Origin of the sequence: Streptococcus mitis, from assembly GCF_000960005.1 — a bacterium.
Classification (GTDB): Bacteria; Bacillota; Bacilli; order Lactobacillales; family Streptococcaceae; genus Streptococcus; species Streptococcus mitis_CK.
The window spans coordinates 124,883-141,974 of sequence record NZ_JYGP01000001.1 but is presented as its reverse complement, the minus strand read 5'-3'; the positions used below and the strand labels follow the sequence as shown (position 1 = coordinate 141,974).

Sequence of the window (17,092 nt, the reverse complement as noted above, 5' to 3'; positions counted from 1 at the left end):
TTTTATGCCCGTTACGATTAAAGACGTGGCCAAGGCTGCTGGTGTTTCGCCTTCAACCGTAACCCGTGTTATTCAAAATAAATCAACCATTAGCGACGAAACAAAAAAACGCGTTCGCAAGGCGATGAAGGAGCTCAATTACCACCCCAACCTCAACGCTCGTAGCTTGGTAAGTAGTTATACCCAAGTTATCGGCTTGGTCCTTCCTGACGACTCAGACGCCTTCTATCAAAATCCTTTCTTCCCATCTGTCCTCCGTGGTATCGCCCAAGTCGCCTCTGAAAATCACTATGCCATTCAGATTGCAACAGGTAAAGACGAAAAAGAGCGCCTTAAAGCTATTTCACAGATGGTTTACGGTAAACGTGTGGATGGTTTGATTTTCCTTTATGCCGAAGAGGAAGATCCCTTGGTCAAACTGGTCGCTGATGAGCAGTTCCCCTTCCTCATCCTAGGAAAATCCATTTCACCCTTTATCCCCCTTGTCGATAACGACAATGTCCAAGCTGGTTTTGATGCGACCGAATATTTCATCAAAAAAGGCTGCAAACGAATTGCCTTCATAGGTGGTACTAAACGACTCTTTGTAACGCAAGACCGTTTAACAGGCTATGAGTCAGCACTCAAACAACACCAACTGCCTATTGACGAAAATTTGACCTATTTTGCAACGGAGTTCCTAGAAGAAAAAGGGTATCAATTTAGTAAACTCCTCTTTCAGCATGACCCGCAGATTGATGCTATCATTACAACCGACAGTCTCCTAGCCGAAGGGGTCTGTGATTACATTGCTAAGCACAAACTGGATGTTCCTGTCCTCAGCTTCGACTCAGTCAATCCCAAGCTCAACTTGGCGGCCTATGTCGATATTAATAGCTTGGAACTTGGTCGTGTTTCTCTTGAAACCATCCTCCAGATTATAAATGATGCTAAAAGCAATAAGCAAATTTGTTATCGTCAGTTAATTGCCCACAAAATTATCGAAAAATAAAAACCAGCTCGCGCTGGTTTTTTTGATTACTAATTATCTGTTTCAACGAATCGTCCCAAAATATGGACATTCTCAGATACAGAGACAAAGGCGCTTGGATCCACCTGTTTCATAATCTGTTTAAATTCATTAAACTCTGCACGTGTAATGACAGTGATTAAAACTGCCTTTCTCTCGTGATTATAGGTTCCTTCTGCATCGTGGATCATGGTTGCTCCGCGGTGCAATTTTTTATGGATTTTTTCAATTACCTTGTCTGGATGATTGGTCACAATCATGGCCTGCATGCGTTTTTGCTTGGTAAAGACAGCGTCTGTCACACGGCTAGAGACAAAGATGGTAATCATAGAGTAGAGAGCGTATTTCCAACCAAAGGTCAAACCTGCTATCAGCATGATGGTCCCATTGACCAAGAAAGAAATACTACCAACATTCTTACCTGTTTTCTTGCGAATAGTCAAACTGACGATATCCGTTCCACCACTGGAGATATTGTTGCGAAGAGCAAAACCAATCCCCAAGCCCATGACAACACCCCCAAAAAGGGCATTGATAATGGGATCCTCCGTCAAGGTCGCCACAGGGACGAACTGGATAAAGAAAGAACTCATGGATACCGTGATAAAGGTAAAGACTGTGAACTTATGCCCAATCTGATACCAAGCCAAGACCATCAAAGGAAAATTAATGGCATAGAAAGTCAGCGAAATCGGAATGTGAAAACCAAACCAGTGATTACTCAAGGCAGAGATAATCTGTGCCAGACCTGTCGCACCACTCGAATATACATGCCCTGGTTGGAAAAAGAAATTGACCGCTACTGCTGATAAAAAACCATAGACCAGAGAGGCCGAAATCTTCTCGTCATACTTCTCACGAGAGATGCTTTGTAAGACACGTAAAATTTTTATCTGATGAGCAAAGCGGCGCAGATAATAGCGCCACCGCTTAATTCGTTTTGCTTGTTTCATCTTCTTCTACTTGTAAGCTGAGTTCCTCTAGTTGTTTGAGAGCTACTGTTGAAGGAGCTTGTGTCATTGGGTCAGTTGCCTTGTTGTTCTTAGGGAAGGCAATAACTTCACGAATATTTTCTTCTCCTGCTAAGAGCATGACAAAGCGGTCAAGCCCGATAGCCAAGCCACCGTGTGGTGGGAAACCATAGTCCATGGCTTCAAGAAGGAAGCCAAACTGGTCATTTGCTTCTTCTGCTGAGAAACCAAGAGCCTTGAACATGCGTTCTTGAAGGTCTTTTTGGTTGATACGAAGGCTACCACCACCAAGCTCATAACCGTTCAAGACGATATCGTAAGCAATGGCACGAACCTTAGCCAAATCGCCTTCTAATTCATGAGTAGTCTCTTCCTGTGGAAGAGTAAACGGATGGTGGGCGCTCATGTAGCGACCTTCTTCTTCAGACCATTCAAACATTGGCCAGTCAACCACCCAAAGGAAGTTGAATTTATCGTTATCAATCAAGCCAAGCTCTTTGGCAATACGTCCACGAAGGGCACCGAGTGTTGCATTGGCCACTTCAAGCGTATCCGCTACAAAGAGAACCAAGTCCTTATCTTCAAGAGCAAGCGCTGTTGTCAATTCTGCTTGGATGCCTGTCAAGAACTTGGCAACTGGTCCGTTTAATTCTCCATCAACCACCTTGACCCAAGAAAGACCTTTGGCACCATACTGTTTGGCTACTTCGGTCATCTTGTCGATGTCTTTACGTGAATAGTTGTCCGCAGCTCCTTTGACTACAATTGCTTTTACAGCAGGTGCTTCTGAAAAGACTTTAAAGTCTACACCTTTGACCACTGCTGTCAAATCCTGAAGCAACATGTCAAAACGGGTATCTGGCTTGTCAGAACCGTAAAGAGACATCGCATCATCGTATTTCATACGAGGGAATGGCAGAGTGACTTCAATGCCTTTGGTTTCTTTCATCACGCGCGCAATCAAGCCTTCTGTGATGTCTTGGATTTCTTGCTCAGTAAGGAATGAAGTTTCCAAGTCGACCTGAGTGAACTCAGGCTGGCGGTCTCCACGCAAGTCCTCGTCACGGAAGCATTTAACGATTTGGTAATAACGGTCAAAACCAGCATTCATCAAGAGCTGTTTCGTGATTTGTGGACTTTGAGGAAGAGCATAAAAATGCCCTTTATTAACACGAGACGGTACCAAGTAGTCACGCGCCCCTTCAGGCGTTGACTTAGAAAGGAATGGTGTCTCCACGTCGATAAACTCCAACTCATCCAAGTAGTTGCGGATAGAGTGGGTCACCTTAGCACGAAGTTTAAGATTTTCCAACATTTCTGGGCGACGAAGGTCAAGATAACGGTAACGTAAACGTGTATCGTCATTGGCCTCAATCCCATCCTTAATCTCAAATGGTGTTGTCTTAGCTGTATTAAGCACTGTCAGAGCTGTCACGTTTAACTCAACTGCACCAGTTGGTAACTTATCATTGGCTTGCTCACGCGCAGCGACCTGTCCAGTCACCTCGATAACAAATTCGCTACGAAGGCTTTCAGCTGTTGCCATGACCTCTGCAGAAACTTTTTCAGGGTTGATAACCAACTGCATGATTCCTTCACGGTCACGAAGGTCGATAAAGATCAAACCACCAAGGTCACGACGACGGCCAACCCATCCTTTCAAGGTCATTTCTTGTCCGATGTGTTCCTCACGAACACGACCAGCATACATACTACGTTTCATTGTTTCTCTCCTCTTTTATTCTGTTACTATTTTACCATAAAAGCGCAGGCTCTTCATGAAAATCATCAGAAAAGTTTGCCTGACTTTAAAAATCAAGTGAAGACTCTAAAAATTAACGCCAATACAAAAATCCGATGAAGTTCACCGGACTCTTTTATTTTGAATTTTTGCCTGCTTTACGCTTTTCAGCAATTTCGGCTGCCTTTCGAGGCAAGACAATTTCTGTTGTGTAAGCTGTCCCAAAGCGCAAAACACCTGCAATAGGGGCAAAGACTACTGCTAGATAGTTGTAGAAGAAATCGCCCTTAAAGGCATAAGCTAGCGCTCCAATGATGAAAAATAGAACGACTGCCTGAATCACTGCTAATAAAATTACTCGTTTCATGTGACCTCCTGACTCTATTATAGCATGAGAATCATCAAAAAGCTCACTAAATTATTCAAAGCGTGAAGAGAAATGCTGTAAAGAAGACCTTTTCGACTTACATAAGCCAGCCCCAAACTCAATCCTAGACTAGCATAAACCAAAAACTGTTGCAAAGTTCCTGGGAAATGAATCAAGGCAAATAGAACACTTGTTACCAGAAGGAAAAGCAGAGTTTGTTTACTATTGTCCTGCTTAGGAAAGAGATAGCGTGCCAACATCCCTCTAAAGATAAGCTCTTCCGTCAAAGGAGCAAAAATAACGACCGCAAAGAATGAGAAAAGGGGTTGAGACAAGGTCAAGTCTATCGCTGTTTGTTGATTTACTGAAGGATCATTTGGCAGGAAGAATTGAACGACAAGAGATAAGAACCAAACCAAGGCAGGGAGCCAAATAAATCGATTAAAGCCACTCTTCTCAATATGGACAGGGCCTTTCTGGTACCATTTATAAATGCCGTACACATAAACTCCAGCCAAGGCCACATAAAGTAAGGTAACAGCATAAGGTGACGCGCCTAAGGCAAGCGACGTAGTCGCGAGCCCCTGAATAAAGCCATAACCAAAGAAAAAGGATAGAAGGGCTAGAAGAAACCAGCCAAGATTTTTAAGTAATTTCATTGATAACTCCTATCTTGCTTTATAGCTGTTTTTCAATACAAAGAGGTTTGCTATTCCTAACACAAGTACCCAGGCAAGTAACATACCGATATTAGAAAAAGATATTTCCCCACCTTTTTTATTTAAAAGATTTACAATTGGACCAATAAAAGAGTAATCCAACACTTTCTGAAGCGTATCATTTTGAAGAGCAATTATAGGTAAAAAAGAGACGATTAACATAGGAAAGATACTATAGACTTGCGCTTTAGATTGAGTATCTGACACTGCACCGATTAAAAGGTTGAGAAAAATAATACTAATAGTTGCTAGGATTAAATAGATAACATAGGCCAATAAGTAACTTGATAGATCTACTTTAAGATAGATGGGCAGTACAATCATAGCAAATAACATTATCAAAATAGGGAGAACAAGCATACTGAAAGTATATTCTGTTGCTGTCACACCACTTAGGATGAGTGATTTAAGATTGCGCTTTTCCTTATCTTCTGCCATCATAATCGATACCATATAACCACTTCCCATACTCAAGACCATCGTCAAACTCGAAGAGAGGAGAAACATACTCAATTCTCCATTCTTATTGAAGAATTCATTATATAGAACAGCTATTCCAAAAGGCATCAATAGAGTCGCCAACAAAGTTGAATTGCTGATAAGAACTTGCACTCTTAACCATAGTAGGGCATTTAATTTTCTAAACATCTAACTTTTCTCCTGTCAATCTGATAAAGATTTCTTCTAAAGTTGGCTCACAAGAGTGAACCACCATCAAATCTGTCGTGTCTAAATGTGGTAATTCATCAAATGGAACTATCTGTTCTCGTCCGTCGTTATAAACCACACGTACTTTCTTATCCACATGGTACTTCTGGATAATATCTTGCGGACTTCCATACTCTATTAAGTTCCCCTTATTCAAAAGAGATAAGCGATCACAAAGCAGAGTTGCTTCATTCATATCATGCGTGGTCAGAAAGATAGTTGTCCCCGCCTGCTTTAATTCTTGAAGTAGGGTATGAACCATCTTAGATGTTGTAGGGTCTAAACCACTGGTTGGCTCATCTAGAAAGAGAATCTTAGGAGCATTAAGAAGGGCACGAGCCAAGAACATTCGTTGTTTCATTCCAGTAGATAGTTTTTCTGCGATAATATCTTTAGCATCTGCCAATCCAACCTGTTGGAGCACCTGATTTACTCTATCTGACTTGAGACCATATAACTTAGCATAGATGAGAAGATTTTTGTAAAGACTCATCTTTTCATAAAAACCACTGCCATCACTAACAATACCAATTTGTTCCAAATCATTGGAGGTTAAATCTTGAGAATTCTTACCTAACAAAATTGTTTTACCTTGATCTGCAGTCAACTGACCTGTCAAGACATTGATCATGGTTGTTTTACCTGAGCCAGAAGGACCAAGAAAACCAAAGATTTCGCCCTCCTTAATCTCAAAAGAAATCTGGTGAAGAGCTTTTTTGCTCCCAAAACTTTTGCTTACATTTTCAACACGAATCATAGAAACTCCTTTATTTAAAATAACGTTTCACCATAGGCAACTGCATCACATTGATATAAACATGGATTGCTCCTACAAGCAATAAGGACAGTAATTGAATCTTTCCTGTCAAGAAAGAAATGATAAAAAGAAAAATATATAAGATTGGCAAGACATACTGATTTAATTGGAATAAAATCCGAAAACTCTGTTCCAAATTAGCCTTGCGCTCCCCTTCATCGTAAGAATCGAAATGCTCTAAGATATCCTTTGGTGTAGAGAAAAATACCAAATCAAACTGACGAACAATCGCAATGGTCTTAAAAAGATATTTTTGAACACTGAAAATCAGCACTAATGCCAAAAAAGAAAGAGGTAAGGTTATATGGCTTCCATTTAGTACAACCATTTCACTTGCTGAGATGAAAAGAGCTAATAAAATCGCTACACTTGCAATATTAAAAGCAATGGTTCCAAACTCGAGATTCCGATACATCTGCACATAATAGGTTTCATTCAGATCATCATCCATTTCCTCTTGATACAAGGAATGAAATTTTCTGCTTTTCTTTAAGAAATTGAATGTCAAAAGTATGCTAATGAAACCTAACACTAAACAAATAGCTGATATCCATGGTATCAAGACTTTTACATCTAACATAATTCCGTGGGATTCAGCAAGTGCCTTAAACGTCCCTACAAACATGGCCAAAAAAAATCCCAAGACAATAGACATTAAAAATAACAATCCACGTTTCTTTTTCTTTTTCATATTCATTCTCCTTTTTCACTTGCTAGATTTTTGGATTTCTTTTCAATCCATTCAACGACTGGGATGAGGGCAAGAACACTCATGTAATAAATCACTTTATACTTGTTCATCACTCGTCCTCCTCCAAGCGAAATACCGATTCGACTGTTTCGCTGAAAATTTGAGATATTTTCAGGGCAATGATAATGGATGGGGTGTACTCATCCCGTTCTAATAGACTGATGGTTTGCCTGGAAACCCCTGCCAGCTTGGCTAGTTCGGTTTGGTTGAGACCATCGCGAGCTCGAAGCTCTTTTAAACGATTTTTAAGCATTCCTTTCTCCTTTTCTCTTAACTTGCTTACATTGTAACACATCTTTTTCTTTTTGACAAGCATATTTGTCAAAAAGTTTATGATTTTTGTCATTTTGCAAAAGAAAACGGTCAGGAGTAAGATCCTGACCAGTTTATCTATCATTAATACTCTTCGAAAATCAAATTCAAACCACGTCAGCTTCACCTTGCCGTACTCAAGTACAGCCTGCGGCTAGCTTCCTAGTTTGCTCTTTGATTTTCATTGAGTATAAAATCCTAGTTTTTCAAAGATTTCTGAGAAGTTTTGGCTGATTGCCTCAAGTGACACTTGCACTTCTTCTCGGGTTTGGTTGTTCTTGACTATCACTTGTCCGCTTTCGACTTCGCTCTCGCCTAGAGTGATGAGGGTCTTAGCCGCAAAAACATCGGCTGACTTGAACTGAGCTTTGAGCTTACGGTTGAGGTAATCACGCTCTGCTTTGAAACCTTGTTGGCGAAGAGCTTGTACTAATTCCAAGGCCTTGACATTTGCTCCATCACCCAAGACTGCTATATAGACATCTAGGGCGTTTTCGATAGGGAGGGCCACACCTTGCTTTTCAAGAATGAGAAGCAGGCGCTCTACACCAAGTCCAAAACCAAATCCAGCAGTTTCAGGGCCTCCAAAGTAAGAAACCAAACCATCGTAACGACCACCCGCACAGACTGTCAGGTCATTGCCCTCAATCTCAGTAATAAACTCGAAAATAGTGTGATTGTAGTAGTCCAGACCACGCACCATATTGGTATCGATGATATAGTCTACTCCAAGATTTTCCAACATCTGACGCACAGCATCAAAATGAGCTTGACTTTCTTCATCAAGGAAGTCCAAGATAGAAGGTGCATTCTCTACTGCTACCTTGTCTTCTTTTTCTTTAGAGTCCAAGACACGAAGAGGATTTTCCTCCAAACGACGTTGGCTATCCTTAGACAAGGTCTCCTTGAGCGGTGTCAAATAGTCAATTAAGGCTTGACGATAGGCCGCACGGCTCTCAGGATTCCCCAAAGTGTTAAGGTGCAATTTGACACCTTGGATGCCGATTTCTTTCAAGAAATGGGCTGCCATCGCGATTGTTTCCACATCGGTAGCTGGATTGCTAGATCCAAAACACTCAACACCAATCTGGTGGAATTGGCGCAAGCGCCCTGCCTGTGGACGCTCATAACGGAACATAGGGCCCATGTAGTAGAACTTACTTGGCTTTTGCACTTCTGGGGCGAAGAGTTTATTTTCCACATAGGAACGAACAACAGGCGCAGTTCCTTCTGGGCGGAGGGTAATATGGCGGTCACCCTTGTCATAGAAGTCGTACATTTCCTTGGTTACGATATCGGTCGTATCTCCGACAGAGCGACTGATGACCTCGTAATGCTCAAAAATAGGCGTGCGCACTTCTGCATAGTTGTAGCGCTTGAAAATCTCACGGGCGAAGCCCTCAACGTACTGCCATTTGGCAGATTCAGCAGGTAAAATATCCTGCGTTCCTTTTGGTTTTTGTAATTTCATAGGGGATCCTCTTTAAACTTAATAGTCTTATTTTACCATAAATAGGGGGATTAAAACAGTAAGAAAAAAATTAGGATTTATACTCAATGAAAATCAAAGAGCAAACTAGGAAACTAGCCGCAGGCTGTACTTGAGTACGGCAAGGCGACGTTGACATGGTTTGAATTTGATTTTCGAAGAGTATTAGATATCATTTTTGAGATTAAGGATTGTCAAAAGAATAGCTATCAAGGAGAGACCAACAAATAGCATCCAAGTCAACTGTATATTCCATACAGCTACAAGTGAAAAACAGGCTGTACCAAGAGGTACTGATAAGGTAAACAATAAACCCAAAAAATTACTGGTACGAGCTAGAACCTCTGGAGCTAGATTTTTCAGGAGCATGGCATTAATCTTTGGTGGAACTTTACCAGACACATACAGAGTTGAACAGAGAAATAGCAAACCAAGCACGACTTGATTGAATAAGTTAGCCAGACCAACTAGACTGACTCCTAATGTCACCCACATCATCAATCTAGGCAAGGACTGCTTCCCAAAATAATCATTTCCCGTAAGGCTACTGATGATAATTGCTAATAAAACACAGACTTGCTCGATAAATAGTGCCTCTGTGTAAGAAAAATTCAAGAGAGAATGGCTCAAAAAGAAGATGTTATAAACGCTTCCTAGAGCGCCACCTAAGGCATTGATAAGCAAGACAGCAAAGATCATGAAACCAAAGTTTTTCTGTCCACCTTTAAGAAAAACAAGGCGTAAATTTCGGTAAATTGTTAGGAACTGCTCTTTGATAGAAAGCTTCTCATTTTTTAGTGATTCACCATCAGCGGATGAAATCGACAGTCTCAATTTGCTTTTTCCTAAAAAGAGGATAACGGCTGATACTAGGAAAAAACAGGCATTGATTCCCGCAACGAGAGAAAAATTATTGACCGATAGCCCTAAGAGCCAGACTCCGAAAGCTTGACCACCAATGGCTGAAATATAGGTGATGAACTGGGAAAAAGAATAAGCCTCCATCAGATCATCTTCAGCTACTTTTTCCTTAATAAGAGGCATGCGCAAACCACCAGCAAAATCACTGATGACATCGCTAATGACATTGATTAAACACAGGCTAGAAAAGGCAAAGAGACTAGCTTGCTGAACAACTAGGGCTGCTAGAAAAAATAAAACCGCCTGAAACAAACCACTATAGACCATCCATTTGACCTTGTCCCTCGTGTAATCTGCCCGAATCCCTACAAAAACTGTAAAGAGAGTCGGAAGAAGCATGACAATATTCGCCATAGCAACAGCAAAAGATGCTTGTGACAAGGTCGATGCATAGACGATAAAGACCAGATTGAAAATCGAAGCACCAAAAGCATTGAAGAAGCGTGACAAAGTCAAGAGACGATAAGCTTGATTTCTGAACAATAGTTTCATAGGTAATCTCCCTTCTTGTTCGAAGTTTTATGTGAAGTATGACTATAGTATAGCACTTAGAAATTTTAGAGGAAAAACTTTTGAATATATGCAACAAATAAAATGAGCAAAAAGAAACGATAGAATCCCTCCAGTGACACGAGAGAGCCCAACAGTTCTATCGCTTCAAATTTCAACTTATTTTCTTAGTTTGCAGATATTCAATAATCGGGGGTTTTTCTATAGTATTCAGCAGATTTGTTACAGCCAAGCATCTCAAAAATACGGACAGCATCCTCCATCTTTTTTCGCCCTTCCTTGACTCTGCCTTGCTTGCTATCAAAGAGACCTTCCGCCCACAAATAGACAATTCGGAAATAGGTTTCATTTTCATTGTAGAAATGCTCTTCGATGACACGTTTAAAATAAGAGGCATTGGTAAATTCTTCACACTCAATGCTAGCTAAAAAACCATTCAATAGTATAGTGTGAAACAGGTTTCGGTTTCCAGACATTTCCATTAGAAAATCAGATTTTCGTACCATCTCTCTAACATACCTAGTGAAAAGAGAAACAGATAGAAATTGTGAACTGACTGAAAATAAATTGAGTTCATAGATTCCCCAAATCTCGGTAGAAAACAGGTAATCATGAAGGACTTTTCCTTCCTCTGCTGTTAACTCCACCCTTTCATCCATGCTCTTCATATAAGACTTGATAATAATGGCATTTAGAATATGTTTCTGTTTGTTTTGAGAATGGGCATGCTTTTGATACTCCCTGCGATACAAGTCCTCAAGCGGAGCTATATTCTTTGGATCCAAGACATCTATGATTTCTTTTCTCAACTCAGAATCTGTATCATACTGAAAACCTCTCGCCAGAAAGAGGATTTCCTCCACACTGGTAGATATATTTTCTAGTGCAAATAGAAACTTTTCCACCGAAAGCTCACTCTGACCTGTTTCAAAGCGAGATAACATAGACGGCGAAAATTGTCCCCCAGTTGCTTGTCTTAGCGAGATATTTCTTGACTCTCGTAATTGTCTAAAGACTTTTCCAATCTGCTCCATAGTCTTCCCCTTGATTCCGTATTTTCTTCATTTTATCATATTTTTCAGAAAATTCATCAAAAACTTGCCAAATTGTCAGAATTATGAGAAAATAGAGGATATTTATCACGTGGAGGGACTGTAATGAGAGACGATATCAAAATCAATGACCGTGCTTTGGCCTTGCAAGAACAAATTATCGAAAAACTAGAGAAGGTTTTTGATACAGATGTGGAATTGGATGTGTACAATCTAGGATTGATTTATGAAATTAATCTAGACGAAACAGGCCTCTGTAAGATTGTCATGACCTTCACCGACACCGCCTGCGATTGCGCCGAAAGCTTGCCTATCGAAATCGTGGCAGGTCTGAAACAAATCGAGGGTATCGAAGATGTCAAGGTTGAAGTTACCTGGTCGCCTGCCTGGAAGATTACACGAATCAGTCGCTACGGCCGCATTGCCCTTGGACTGCCACCTCGTTAATACTCTTCAAAAATCTCTTCAAACCACGTCAGCGTCGGCTTGTCGTAGTACGATTACTGACTTCGTCAGTTCTATCCACAACCTCAAAACAGTGTTTTGAGCAACCTGCGCCTAGCTTTCTAGTTTGCTCTTCGATTTTTATTGAGTATAAGCAGGCAAATCACTTTTGGAGATGAAAAGAAGCAAGCCAATCTCGGCTTGCTTTTTAAGTTTATTTTTTACCTGACTTGTCCATATTCCAGAAGTCTGTCACGGCTCCGCGTGAAGCAGATGATACGATATGGGCGTATTTACCAAGGACACCACGACTGTAAAGCGGTGGCAAGGTTGTTTCTGCCTTGCGTTTTTCAAGTTCTTCTTCGGATACGGCCATGGAAATTTCTTTGGTATCTTGGTCAACCGTAACGATATCGCCTGTACGGAGGTAAGCAATTGGTCCACCATCCTGAGCTTCAGGAGCGATATGTCCAACAACCAGACCATAAGTACCACCAGAGAAACGTCCGTCTGTCAAGAGGGCAACCTTATCTCCCTGACCTTTACCAACGATCATTGATGAAAGTGACAGCATCTCAGGCATACCAGGACCACCTTTAGGTCCAACGAAACGAACAACGACTACATCGCCATCAACGATTTCATCTGTCAGAACGGCCTGAATCGCATCTTCTTCTGAGTCAAAGACCTTAGCTGGACCAACGTGACGACGCACTTTAACACCTGATACTTTAGCAACCGCACCATCAGGGGCAAGGTTCCCGTTCAAGATGATAAGCGGACCGTCTGCACGTTTTGGATTTTCAAGTGGCATGATAACTTTTTGACCTGGTGTAAGGTCTGCAAAGTCAGCCAAGTTTTCAGCTACAGTCTTACCAGTACATGTAATGCGGTCTCCATGAAGGAAACCATTTGCCAAGAGGTATCTCATAACCGCAGGCACACCACCGACTTCGTAGAGGTCTTGGAAGACATACTGACCAGATGGTTTCAAGTCGGCCAAGTGAGGCACACGCTCTTGAATCGTATTGAAGTCCTCAAGAGACAAGTCAACATTGGCAGCATGGGCAATGGCAAGCAAGTGAAGAGTGGCGTTTGTAGAACCACCGAGAGCCATGGTTACAGTGATAGCATCTTCAAAGGCTTCACGAGTCAAGATATCTGATGGCTTGAGACCGAGCTCCAACATCTTGACAACAGCACGTCCTGCTGCTTCGATATCTTCTTTCTTATCAGCTGATTCCGCTGGGTGAGATGAAGACCCTGGTAAACTCATACCGAGAACTTCAATAGCAGTCGCCATTGTATTAGCAGTATACATACCACCACAGCCACCAGGGCCAGGGCAGGCATTACATTCAAGACGTTTTACGTCCTCAGCCGTCATGTCACCGTGGTTCCATTTTCCGATCCCCTCAAAAACAGAAACCAAGTCGATGTCTTTGCCATCAAGATTTCCCGGTGCAATGGTTCCACCATAGGCGAAAATAGCTGGGATATCCATATTGGCAATGGCAATCATAGAACCCGGCATGTTCTTGTCACAGCCACCGATAGCGACGAAGGCATCCACGTTGTGACCACCCATAGCTGCCTCGATTGAGTCCGCAATGATATCACGAGATGTCAAAGAGAAACGCATACCAGGCGTTCCCATGGCAATCCCGTCCGCTACAGTGATAGTCCCAAACTGCACAGGCCAAGCACCTGCCGATTTGACACCTTCTTTAGCTAATTTCCCAAAATCATGCAAGTGAATGTTACATGGCGTATTTTCCGCCCAAGTCGAAATCACTCCCACAATCGGTGTCTCAAAGTCCTTATCTGTCATACCAGTCGCACGAAGCATGGCACGGTTTGGTGATTTTACCATACTATCATAAATGCTACTGCGGTGACGTTTATCTAATTCAGTCATTTGTTCCCTCCCATTTCAGTTTTTACTATTATAGCACATTTTAAAAGCAATGAACAGAAGAAAATTCTTGAATTTTCAGAAAATTTCGATTAATTAGATTGGATAGCTTCTAATTTTTTCATCTTTTTTTGTCAAGTAACTTTACTTTACAAAAAAAATGTGTTATTCTAATATGGTTGATGAAAATCAGTAGATTGAATCGAATATAAATACCTAAAGGAGAAATCAAAATGGCAGTACCTGCACGTCGCACTTCAAAAGCGAAGAAAAACAAACGTCGTACACACTACAAAGTAACAGCTCCATCTGTAAACTTTGACGAAACTACTGGAGATTACTCACGTTCTCACCGTGTATCACTTAAAGGATACTACAAAGGACGTAAAATCGCTAAAGCTGCATCAGCTGAATAATAGAAGGGAGATACCATGCGCGTAAATATTACACTTGAACACAAAGAATCTGGTGAACGCTTGTACCTTACTTCTAAAAACAAACGTAACACTCCAGACCGTCTTCAATTGAAGAAATACTCACCAAAACTTCGCAAACACGTTGTGTTTACAGAGGTGAAGTAAGGGTTCCAGTACACGTCAATAGACGTCAAAATATTGATTTAAAGTGATTTTTGATTTTTTGAAACTCATTATATCGCACTACAAATCAATAAAAACTCTACCTTTTACTCTACCTTTTTTAGATAAATATATCATCTGGATATTGAAGTTAAGCCCTGCTATCATTTCGATGGCAGGGCTTTTTAATATTTGGTACACTAACGCCTTATCTATATTTTGGTTAATTTTAAGTTGACATCTACAAAGTTTAATGTTAAAATACATTCAAAAATATATTTGAATGAGGTGTTTTATGATTCAAAATGTTGTTACTTCAATAATACTGTATTCTGGGACAGCCGTAGACTTACTTATTATCCTAATGTTATTTTTTGCCAAAAGAAAAAGCAGAAAAGACATCATTAACATCTATTTAGGACAATTTCTAGGCTCTGTTAGTCTAATATTGCTAAGTTTGCTTTTTGCATTTGTCTTAAATTATATTCCTAGTAAAGAGATTTTAGGTTTACTCGGTTTGATTCCAATTTTCCTAGGTCTCAAAGTTTTGCTTTTAGGAGATTCTGATGGAGAAGCTATTGCCAAAGAAGGTTTGCGCAAAGATAATAAAAACCTGATATTTCTAGTCGCTATGATTACTTTTGCAAGTTGTGGTGCTGACAATATTGGTGTCTTTGTTCCATATTTTACTACCTTAAATTTAGCAAATTTGATAGTAGCTTTACTTACCTTTCTAGTCATGATTTATCTCTTGGTTTTTTCTGCCCAAAAATTGGCACAAGTCTCTTCTGTTGGAGAAATTTTGGAAAAATATAGCAGATGGTTTATTGCCGTTGTTTATTTAGGATTGGGGATATATATCCTGATTGAAAATAACAGTTTTGACATACTATGGACTATATTAGGCTAGGAGAAAATATTATGAAAAAAGATAGTATCTGTCAAGTGGATGTTATAAATCAACAAAATGTTACAACCGCAACGAACTACCTTGAAAAGGAAAAAGTCCAAAAATCACTTCGCATTTTATCAAAATTTACCGATAATAAACAGATAAATATCATCTTTTATCTCCTTGCCGTCGAAGAACTCTGTGTCTGCGATATAGCCTGTTTATTAAATCTCAGTATGGCATCTGCCTCCCACCATCTTCGTAAACTAGCCAATCAAAACATCTTGGACACTAGAAGAGAGGGGAAAATTATATATTATTTTATAAAAGATGAGGAAATCAGAGATTTTTTTAATCAACTAGGATAACAACTATTTTTACTACTTTCTACTTTTCCATGATTATAGGGGGATTATATATGAAATTTTTTGAAGAAAATTTTTCACAAGAAATACCTACTCGTATCAAAAATTTAAGAAAAAAATACAATATTACACAAAGCGAACTAGGCAATGCAGGTCAAGTTAGTCAAGTTGAAAGTGGTAAGCGACCAATTACGAGTTCGATGTTAGTTTATTTAAATGCTCTAACCGCTTCGAGCTATACGTATATCGTTTTTGGAGAGTTAGATGAGTTTATTGAGAATCTGTTTCATTATTTTTTCAGTTCTATTTTATATAGAGATTTAGAGGCTGTAGATGAAAAACTATATTCTTTCATGAGTGATGATTTAATTTCAATCCAATCAAGTTGTCTAAGTATTGCCAAGACATTTGCAAATTTCAATATTCAAAGAAAAAGATTTATGATTTCTACTGAAACTGAAATGGATACTTTTCACAAGAAAGATGACATTGACGTATGGGTTGGTGGAAAAAGTTATAACCCCGCTAGAAGTTTTAGAACCCGTACCATCAATGAATTGACTGTCATTGATTTTGAAGAAATGTTTGATATTCTTTGGTTGATGTTAGGGGATAATTTAATTAAATCATTTGAAGTTAATGTCTGTGGTATCCTATTTGAATTAGGCGGAAATGACATACCCTCAACATTTAGGCAAGAAAACATTGATCCTCTCATCAATAAATGGTGGTATGATAATGTTTCGACAGAAATTATCCCTAATCTAATAAAAAAACTCAAAGAAAATCCCTTGTTTAATATCGGATTTATGGTAAATGATATATTAGAAAGAATGTATAAAGAGAATATTCCAAAATCTTACCTTACATCCGTCCCGTTAGTTATTTCTCAAAAAGGAAGAACAACCTCTTCGTTTAGTATGACTGGTGGTCAACAAATAGATGGAGTAAAATTCAAACAGATATCTGAGGACTGTATGAAATTACTCAGTCAAGGTAAGGATATCACAGAGTTATATCAAAAATATTCTAAAGAAGAGTTGGCAAATCTAGGCATTAATATTTATCAATCCAATGATATAGAAAGGACTGAGGAAAGAACTTTTGATGAAATTATCAGTTGGGTTTCCAACCCTTATGCAACAAGACCAATTCAAGAAAGGCACACTATTCAATTAGAGCCAACAAGATTTTCACTAGAGGATAAGAAACGTATTGAAAAAATTGCCTCTCAGGGAATAAACGACATCGACCTTGTTGATTTAGTTGAACTCTATGATATCAATTTAGATAATACAAATGTCACTCGCTATATTGAGGGATTATTGACGAATAATACACAAGTAACATACTATTTCCAAGAACAATTAAACGAGGAATTACTCGCAATGGCTTCGGCTTTAGATAGAGTTCAACAAGCATTTATTAAACTATTAAGCGAAGAAGAGATACGAAAATTTGCTCTTTAAAAACTAGGTGAATCGCCTAGTTTTTTTTTGCACTTCGTTTTACAAATTAGTTTATTGAAGTA

20 protein-coding genes are annotated in these 17,092 nt (G+C 39.7%); 7 read left to right on the top strand and 13 right to left on the bottom strand.

Annotation, left to right across the window (positions count from 1 at the left end):
* The first annotated feature begins 4 nt into the window (after positions 1–4).
* Complete coding sequence (locus TZ90_RS00725) at positions 5–991, top strand: LacI family DNA-binding transcriptional regulator (protein WP_045610934.1); 987 nt, start codon at positions 5–7, stop codon at positions 989–991.
* A gap of 29 nt (positions 992–1,020) precedes the next feature.
* Here TZ90_RS00725 and TZ90_RS00720 read toward each other — a convergent pair whose 3' ends face one another.
* The 11 genes from TZ90_RS00720 to TZ90_RS00665 form a co-directional block, all read right to left on the bottom strand.
* The gene (locus tag TZ90_RS00720) at positions 1,021–1,962 is read right to left on the bottom strand and encodes a YitT family protein (RefSeq protein ID WP_033685321.1); all 942 of its coding nucleotides are present in this window, start codon (positions 1,960–1,962) and stop codon (positions 1,021–1,023) included.
* Positions 1,940–3,703, bottom strand: coding sequence for an aspartate--tRNA ligase (gene aspS / locus TZ90_RS00715; protein ID WP_045610932.1), 1,764 nt, complete (start codon positions 3,701–3,703; stop codon positions 1,940–1,942). Before aspS ends, TZ90_RS00720 begins: the two co-directional genes overlap by 23 nt.
* Before the next feature lie 154 nt (positions 3,704–3,857).
* Positions 3,858–4,088 carry a hypothetical protein gene (locus tag TZ90_RS00710; protein WP_000832184.1) on the bottom strand — a complete coding sequence of 77 codons (231 nt, stop codon included), beginning with the start codon at positions 4,086–4,088 and terminating at the stop codon, positions 3,858–3,860.
* A gap of 17 nt (positions 4,089–4,105) precedes the next feature.
* Positions 4,106–4,747: a CPBP family intramembrane glutamic endopeptidase gene (locus TZ90_RS00705; RefSeq protein ID WP_045610930.1), complete on the bottom strand. Its 642-nt coding sequence runs from the start codon at positions 4,745–4,747 to the stop codon at positions 4,106–4,108.
* 9 nt (positions 4,748–4,756) lie between these two features.
* Complete coding sequence (locus tag TZ90_RS00700; protein ID WP_045610929.1) at positions 4,757–5,455, bottom strand: ABC transporter permease; 699 nt, start codon at positions 5,453–5,455, stop codon at positions 4,757–4,759.
* The gene (locus tag TZ90_RS00695; protein WP_045610927.1) at positions 5,448–6,272 is read right to left on the bottom strand and encodes an ABC transporter ATP-binding protein; all 825 of its coding nucleotides are present in this window, start codon (positions 6,270–6,272) and stop codon (positions 5,448–5,450) included. The genes TZ90_RS00700 and TZ90_RS00695 overlap by 8 nt, the downstream gene beginning before the upstream one ends.
* A gap of 10 nt (positions 6,273–6,282) precedes the next feature.
* Entirely contained in the window at positions 6,283–7,023 is a 741-nt protein-coding gene (locus tag TZ90_RS00690; RefSeq protein ID WP_023947597.1) for a DUF3169 family protein, read from the bottom strand.
* 109 nt (positions 7,024–7,132) lie between these two features.
* Positions 7,133–7,336: a helix-turn-helix transcriptional regulator gene (locus TZ90_RS10155; protein ID WP_031233195.1), complete on the bottom strand. Its 204-nt coding sequence runs from the start codon at positions 7,334–7,336 to the stop codon at positions 7,133–7,135.
* Between the two features lie 240 nt (positions 7,337–7,576).
* On the bottom strand, positions 7,577–8,866 hold the full coding sequence (gene hisS, locus TZ90_RS00675) for a histidine--tRNA ligase (protein ID WP_045610926.1): 1,290 nt from the start codon (positions 8,864–8,866) through the stop codon (positions 7,577–7,579).
* Between the two features lie 183 nt (positions 8,867–9,049).
* Complete coding sequence (locus TZ90_RS00670) at positions 9,050–10,297, bottom strand: MFS transporter (protein WP_045610924.1); 1,248 nt, start codon at positions 10,295–10,297, stop codon at positions 9,050–9,052.
* A gap of 200 nt (positions 10,298–10,497) precedes the next feature.
* Entirely contained in the window at positions 10,498–11,349 is an 852-nt protein-coding gene (locus TZ90_RS00665; RefSeq protein ID WP_045610922.1) for a helix-turn-helix domain-containing protein, read from the bottom strand.
* 123 nt (positions 11,350–11,472) lie between these two features.
* Here TZ90_RS00665 and TZ90_RS00660 point away from each other — a divergent pair, with 123 nt between their 5' ends.
* Positions 11,473–11,814 (top strand): metal-sulfur cluster assembly factor, encoded by a 342-nt coding sequence (locus tag TZ90_RS00660; RefSeq protein WP_045610921.1) that lies wholly within the window; start codon positions 11,473–11,475, stop codon positions 11,812–11,814.
* A 211-nt stretch (positions 11,815–12,025) separates the two neighbouring features.
* Here the strand turns inward: TZ90_RS00660 and ilvD are convergent, their stop codons facing one another.
* Positions 12,026–13,729: a dihydroxy-acid dehydratase gene (gene ilvD / locus TZ90_RS00655; RefSeq protein WP_000137346.1), complete on the bottom strand. Its 1,704-nt coding sequence runs from the start codon at positions 13,727–13,729 to the stop codon at positions 12,026–12,028.
* Positions 13,730–13,959: 230 nt separating this feature from the next.
* Between ilvD and rpmF the strand changes: the two genes are divergently transcribed.
* Positions 13,960–14,142 carry a 50S ribosomal protein L32 gene (rpmF, locus tag TZ90_RS00650; protein ID WP_000290417.1) on the top strand — a complete coding sequence of 61 codons (183 nt, stop codon included), beginning with the start codon at positions 13,960–13,962 and terminating at the stop codon, positions 14,140–14,142.
* A gap of 15 nt (positions 14,143–14,157) precedes the next feature.
* Positions 14,158–14,307, top strand: coding sequence for a 50S ribosomal protein L33 (rpmG, locus tag TZ90_RS00645; RefSeq protein ID WP_001265622.1), 150 nt, complete (start codon positions 14,158–14,160; stop codon positions 14,305–14,307).
* Positions 14,308–14,385: 78 nt separating this feature from the next.
* Here rpmG and TZ90_RS10455 read toward each other — a convergent pair whose 3' ends face one another.
* Positions 14,386–14,571 carry a FanG protein gene (locus TZ90_RS10455; RefSeq protein WP_080890695.1) on the bottom strand — a complete coding sequence of 62 codons (186 nt, stop codon included), beginning with the start codon at positions 14,569–14,571 and terminating at the stop codon, positions 14,386–14,388.
* A gap of 28 nt (positions 14,572–14,599) precedes the next feature.
* Here TZ90_RS10455 and TZ90_RS00640 point away from each other — a divergent pair, with 28 nt between their 5' ends.
* From TZ90_RS00640 to TZ90_RS00630, 3 genes are read left to right on the top strand one after another with little or no spacing between them, the layout of a single operon-like run.
* Positions 14,600–15,214: a CadD family cadmium resistance transporter gene (locus TZ90_RS00640; RefSeq protein WP_000615750.1), complete on the top strand. Its 615-nt coding sequence runs from the start codon at positions 14,600–14,602 to the stop codon at positions 15,212–15,214.
* A gap of 11 nt (positions 15,215–15,225) precedes the next feature.
* Positions 15,226–15,564, top strand: coding sequence for a Cd(II)/Zn(II)-sensing metalloregulatory transcriptional regulator CadX (gene cadX / locus TZ90_RS00635; protein ID WP_000711078.1), 339 nt, complete (start codon positions 15,226–15,228; stop codon positions 15,562–15,564).
* A gap of 50 nt (positions 15,565–15,614) precedes the next feature.
* Positions 15,615–17,030, top strand: a complete 1,416-nt coding sequence (locus TZ90_RS00630) for a helix-turn-helix domain-containing protein (protein ID WP_045610915.1) — start codon at positions 15,615–15,617, stop codon at positions 17,028–17,030.
* The last annotated feature ends 62 nt before the right edge of the window (positions 17,031–17,092 follow it).

Bases quoted from the DNA above. Each gene is read 5' to 3' on its own strand.
- TZ90_RS00725 (WP_045610934.1), top strand. From the start codon at position 5: ATGCCCGTTACGATTAAAGACGTGGCCAAGGCTGCTGGTGTTTCGCCT.
- TZ90_RS00720 (WP_033685321.1), bottom strand. From the start codon at position 1,962: ATGAAACAAGCAAAACGAATTAAGCGGTGGCGCTATTATCTGCGCCGC.
- aspS (WP_045610932.1), bottom strand. From the start codon at position 3,703: ATGAAACGTAGTATGTATGCTGGTCGTGTTCGTGAGGAACACATCGGA.
- TZ90_RS00710 (WP_000832184.1), bottom strand. From the start codon at position 4,088: ATGAAACGAGTAATTTTATTAGCAGTGATTCAGGCAGTCGTTCTATTT.
- TZ90_RS00705 (WP_045610930.1), bottom strand. From the start codon at position 4,747: ATGAAATTACTTAAAAATCTTGGCTGGTTTCTTCTAGCCCTTCTATCC.
- TZ90_RS00700 (WP_045610929.1), bottom strand. From the start codon at position 5,455: ATGTTTAGAAAATTAAATGCCCTACTATGGTTAAGAGTGCAAGTTCTT.
- TZ90_RS00695 (WP_045610927.1), bottom strand. From the start codon at position 6,272: ATGATTCGTGTTGAAAATGTAAGCAAAAGTTTTGGGAGCAAAAAAGCT.
- TZ90_RS00690 (WP_023947597.1), bottom strand. From the start codon at position 7,023: ATGAAAAAGAAAAAGAAACGTGGATTGTTATTTTTAATGTCTATTGTC.
- TZ90_RS10155 (WP_031233195.1), bottom strand. From the start codon at position 7,336: ATGCTTAAAAATCGTTTAAAAGAGCTTCGAGCTCGCGATGGTCTCAAC.
- hisS (WP_045610926.1), bottom strand. From the start codon at position 8,866: ATGAAATTACAAAAACCAAAAGGAACGCAGGATATTTTACCTGCTGAA.
- TZ90_RS00670 (WP_045610924.1), bottom strand. From the start codon at position 10,297: ATGAAACTATTGTTCAGAAATCAAGCTTATCGTCTCTTGACTTTGTCA.
- TZ90_RS00665 (WP_045610922.1), bottom strand. From the start codon at position 11,349: ATGGAGCAGATTGGAAAAGTCTTTAGACAATTACGAGAGTCAAGAAAT.
- TZ90_RS00660 (WP_045610921.1), top strand. From the start codon at position 11,473: ATGAGAGACGATATCAAAATCAATGACCGTGCTTTGGCCTTGCAAGAA.
- ilvD (WP_000137346.1), bottom strand. From the start codon at position 13,729: ATGACTGAATTAGATAAACGTCACCGCAGTAGCATTTATGATAGTATG.
- rpmF (WP_000290417.1), top strand. From the start codon at position 13,960: ATGGCAGTACCTGCACGTCGCACTTCAAAAGCGAAGAAAAACAAACGT.
- rpmG (WP_001265622.1), top strand. From the start codon at position 14,158: ATGCGCGTAAATATTACACTTGAACACAAAGAATCTGGTGAACGCTTG.
- TZ90_RS10455 (WP_080890695.1), bottom strand. From the start codon at position 14,571: ATGTATTTTAACATTAAACTTTGTAGATGTCAACTTAAAATTAACCAA.
- TZ90_RS00640 (WP_000615750.1), top strand. From the start codon at position 14,600: ATGATTCAAAATGTTGTTACTTCAATAATACTGTATTCTGGGACAGCC.
- cadX (WP_000711078.1), top strand. From the start codon at position 15,226: ATGAAAAAAGATAGTATCTGTCAAGTGGATGTTATAAATCAACAAAAT.
- TZ90_RS00630 (WP_045610915.1), top strand. From the start codon at position 15,615: ATGAAATTTTTTGAAGAAAATTTTTCACAAGAAATACCTACTCGTATC.